Genomic DNA, 4,605 nt, shown 5'->3' on the forward strand with positions numbered 1-4,605 from the left:
CCGCGTAGTAGGTGCGGAACCAGGTCGTCATGCCCCCATCCTCACCCACCAGCAGCCCGCACCGCCTTGACCAAACAGATAGGGGCACCCCCCCCCGCTCCATCGGGCACTCACCCCGCCGCGCAGTACGCCCCGCTCAACCAGGCCTCCCGCCACCGCTCCCGGCAGGAGGCTTCCCCATGCCCGCCCCCGGACGAGGCCACGCCTCGCGAAGCCCGCGAAGCCTCGGGGCGTCGTGGGCCCGGAGGCCCTCTGCGCCCCGTATCCGCGTTCCGCCCCCGCGTCCCACAGCTCACCCCGCGCCAGGGCCCGCCTCCACCACACCGCCACCGGCCCATCGCGGCCCCGTGCCACCCGCGCCCGGTGCGCCCGGTGCGCCGGTGCCGGTCTGTATCCCTCCCTGCCCCTGCCCCTGTGCCGCCGCCCGTTCCCGCGCGCCAACCGGCGCGGCATCCATGCGCCTTGCCGCGCCCGGGCCCTCCGCACCGGCCGGGGCAACCGAGTCCCGTAGCTGGCGGACTTCGCCGACGCCCACGCCCAGACGCTGCGCGATGCGCCCCGCGCCCTCGCCCTTGCCCGTCATCGACACCACCACGGTGGCGCCCTGCCGGTGCAGCGCCTCGCACCGCGACTGTGCCTCGGCCCGCAGACGGGCGATGTCCTCTTCCAGTACGGCCAGCACGTCGCCCTCCAGCTCCCGGGTCTGAAGGAAGTCGGCCGCAAGGTCGGTGAGTTCCTTCTCGCGCCGCAGCCGCGCGGCGTTGAACCCGAGCGCCCGCTCCATCGCCCGCTTGCGTGCCGCGATCTCCCTTGCGGTCCGCTTCGGCTTTATCGCCATGCCGTGCCCCATTTCCGTACGAGCCGTGCCGCGCCTGTGTGGCGCGCCCGGTGGCCAATCTGATGGGCCGCGCCGCGAAGTGGCCGGTAGCGGGCCCGAAGCGATCGCAGTCCTCCCGCCCGGCGGGACGGCCGTGCGTCGTGTGCCCGGCTGGGGGAAACCCGGGGGAGAGGGAAGAGGAGTGGGGGGATGGGTGAGGTGGGGCGCTGTCCCCAGGGGTGCTCGGTGAGCACCCCTGGGGACAGCGGGATCGACCTGCGGTCGAGCCGTCACTTCAGCGAAAGCTCTTGCTCTGTGCGGGCCGTGGCGGGAGACGGTCCGGTTCCCGCCGGGCGGGAGAGTTCTTTGCTTCTTCCCGCCGGGCGGGAAGAGGGCCGGTCAGCGGCGGCCAGGCGGGCGCGTGGTGGGGTGGGGCGGCGGATGGTGGCTGCCCTGATGGGTGTCGACGTGTGCAAGGTGAGCGCCGGCTGGGGATATCGCTACTACCAGCGCACGGTCTCCAGCGGCGATCAGCCGCGTGCGCGGGGCGAGGAGCTGGGGCAGGCGCAGGCCCGTACCGGGCTGCCGCCGGGGGTGTGGATGGGCCGGGCGGCCGCCGCCCTGGGGATGTCCGGGCACGCCCAGGAGGAGCAGGTGCGTGCCCTGTTCGGCCTGGGCCTGCACCCCGATGCGCACCGCCTGGCCACCCAGGCCATGGCCGGCGGGGCTTCCGCCGCGCAGGCGCTGCGCCAGGTCCGCCTGGGCTACGCCTTTCCCCAGTACAGCGGCGGCCCCGGCCCGCTTCAGCGGCGTATCGAGGAGGCCATCGAGACAGCCCAGCAGCTGGCCGGACCGCACATGCTCGACAACACGGAGCGCACCCGGATCCGGATGCGGGTGGCGGCCAGGGCCTTTCGCGAGGAGTACGGGCGCGGCCCGGCCGACGGCCGCGAACTCGCCCGCTACCTCGCCGCCGCCCAACACCACCAGGAGCGCCGCCCGGTGGCGGGCTACGACCTGGTCTTCCGCAGCAAGTCGGTCAGTGTCCTGTGGGCACTGACCGACAAGCAGAGCCGTCTGGAGATCGAGGCGGCGCACGAGCAGGCGGTCACCGAGACGCTGACCTGGCTGGAGGACAACGCCCTGGCGGTGCGGACCGGCGCGGGAAGCCTGGCGCAGGAGGACGCCCACAGTGCGCTGATCGCCGTGCGCTACCGGCACTTCGACAACCGGCACGGTCTCCCGCTGCTCCACGACCACGTCGTCGTCGCCAACAAAATCCAGGGGACGGACGGGAAGTGGCGCAGCATCGACGGCCGCCTGTGGTTCCGCCAGATCGTCACCGCCTCCGAGCACTACAACCGCCGCGTCATGGAGGAGGTCTGCGGACGCCTCGGCCTTGCCACCACCGAGGCGTGGCCGACGCCCGGCAGGCGGCCGGTGCTGGAAATCGGCGGCCTGCCTTCCGGGCTGGTACGCGGCATGTCCTCACGCGATGCGGACATCCGCGCACGTTTCGAGGAACTGGTCGCCGACTTTGAGCTGTGGTGGGGGCGCAGCGTGGGCGAGGGGCAGCGCATGACGCTGCTGGCCCGCGCCGCACGCGAGACACGGCCCGCCCACAAACAGGTGCGGCCGCTGGCGGTGCTGCGCGGCCGGTGGCGGGAGATGGCTGTTGACTTGGTGGGCGCGGACGCGGTCGACCACCTCCTTGAGCGGGCCCGCGAACACGCCGCGACCGTGAGCTCAGGCGAGCTGGATGTGGAGCGGGAGGCGGCCGCCGTCATCGCGACGGTGGCCGAGCACCGTGCCGTCTTCGCCCGGCGCCATGTGGCCGCCGAGGCCGAGCGCCATGCGGCCTGCCTGCTCGCCGGAACCCCGGCCCCCTCAGAGGTGATCCAGGCGCTCACCGACCGCGCGCTGAGCCTGTGCCTGGAGCTGACCCCGCCCGAATTCCACACCCCCCACCCCGACCTGCTGCGCCCTGACGGCACCAGCGTCTACCGGCCCCGCCACACCGCGACCTACACCACGCCCGCGGTGCTGGCCGCCGAGGACGCGCTGCTGGCAGCAGCCCGCACCACAGTGATCCCGCCGGTGAGCGGGGCTCTCTTCGATACGGTCGCCGCCCTGCACGACCAGCACTCCGCGACCCCGCTGGATGCGGGGCAGCGGGCGCTGGCGCGGGCGTTCGCCTGCGGGGAGCGCCTTGTGGGCGCCGGGATCGGCCCGGCCGGGTCGGGCAAGACCACCGCGCTCAAGGTCGTCGGGGAGGCGGTGGCCGCTTCCGGTGGCCGCCTCATCGCCCTGGCACCGTCCTCCCGGGCCGCCAAGGTGCTCTCCGCCCAGCTGGATGCGGCGCATACCCTGCACGGCTGGATGATCATGCGGGACAAGGCGGCCCGCGGTGAACCGGTGCCTGCCGCCTACCAGTTGCGTCCCGGCGATGTGGTGGTCGCCGATGAAGCCGGGATGGCGGGCACCGTCCTGCTGCGGCGCGTCCTGGACGACGCCAAAGCCGCCGGCGCTCATGTGCGGCTTCTGGGGGACCCGGCGCAGCTGGCCGCCGTCGAGGCGGGCGGCGCCCTGCGGCTCATCGCCCGCGAAGTAGGGGCCGCCGAACTCACCGCCCTGCACCGCTTCACCACCGACGGGGAAGCCGCCGCCACCCTCGCGCTGCGCGACGGACCCGCCGAGGACGCCTTCGCCTGGCACCTGGAACACCACCGGCTGCTGGGCGGGGACGAGGAGGCGATGCTGCACGCGGTCTTCGCCGCCTGGCAGCACGACATCACCCGAGGCCGCACCTCCCTCATGACCGCCGAAGAGGCCGCCACGGTCACCGCCCTCAACCAGCGGGCCCAGGCCTGGCTCGCCGCCACCGGCCGCCTGGACACCCGCCACGGCCGTCCGCTGCGCGACGGGCTGCGCGCCCATGTCGGCGACCGCGTCGTCACCCGCGACAACGCCCGCCACCTCCTGACCCGCGGCGCCCGCGACTTCGTGAAGAACGGTGACGTGTGGACCGTCGTCGCCCTGTGCGAGGACGGCGGCCTGGTCGTCGCCCACGCAGAACACGCCGGCCGGGTGCGTCTGCCCGCCACGTACGTCGACACCAGCGTCGACCTCGGCTACAGCGCCACCGTGCACCGCGCCCAGGGCATCACCGTGGACACCAGCCACGGCCTGGCCACCGCCCGCACCAGCCGGGAAAGCGCCTACGTCCAGCTCACCCGGGGCGCGCGCACCAACCGCCTCTACGTGACGTGCGAGAGCGGTATCCCGCTCGCCGCGACCGTGCAAGCCATCGCCGAGAACTCGCGGGCGTCGCGCTCGGCGACCGAGACCCTGCGCACCCTGCAGGAAGCCGCCACCGCCCCCGCACGCCTGGCAGAGGAGTTCGCCGACGTCGCCCGCCGCGCCTGGGACCAGCTCCTGCAGGCGGCGGTGCGGCAGGCGAGCGGCCCCGCGGCCGTGCTGTTCACCGAGGCGGAGGGCTGGCCCGTCCTGGCCCGCGCCCTGCACCGGGCCGTCGCGGGCGGCTGGGACGCGGCCCGCCTCATCAACTCGGTGCGCCCCCAGCGCTCCCTGGCCGACGCCGACGACCCAGCTGTCGTGCTGGCCTGGCGCATCGACCGCTACCTCCAGCGCTGCGCGGACAAGAGGGCCCACGCCCACCGCATCCATCCCACCCGGCCGCTCGCGGACCTCACCGGCATCCAGCTGCACCGCCTGCACGAACGAGCTGCCGTCCGCCGCACCCGCGCCCTGGACGAAGCCGCCGCCGC

General features: G+C 74.3%; 2 protein-coding genes. One reads left to right on the forward strand and one right to left on the reverse strand.

Features of this window, described 5'->3' with window-relative positions; all coding sequences use genetic code 11:
- Window positions 1-292: 292 nt before the first annotated feature.
- Complete coding sequence (locus ACFWA7_RS39705) at window positions 293-838, reverse strand: hypothetical protein (RefSeq protein ID WP_385828022.1); 546 nt, start codon at window positions 836-838, stop codon at window positions 293-295.
- A gap of 435 nt (window positions 839-1,273) precedes the next feature.
- Here ACFWA7_RS39705 and mobF point away from each other — a divergent pair.
- The coding region (gene mobF / locus ACFWA7_RS39710; RefSeq protein WP_385828025.1) for a MobF family relaxase at window positions 1,274-4,605 on the forward strand (3,332 nt) is incomplete at its 3' end.

Origin of the sequence: Streptomyces sp. NPDC059994 (assembly GCF_042737755.1) — a bacterium.
Classification (GTDB): domain Bacteria; phylum Actinomycetota; class Actinomycetes; order Streptomycetales; family Streptomycetaceae; genus Streptomyces.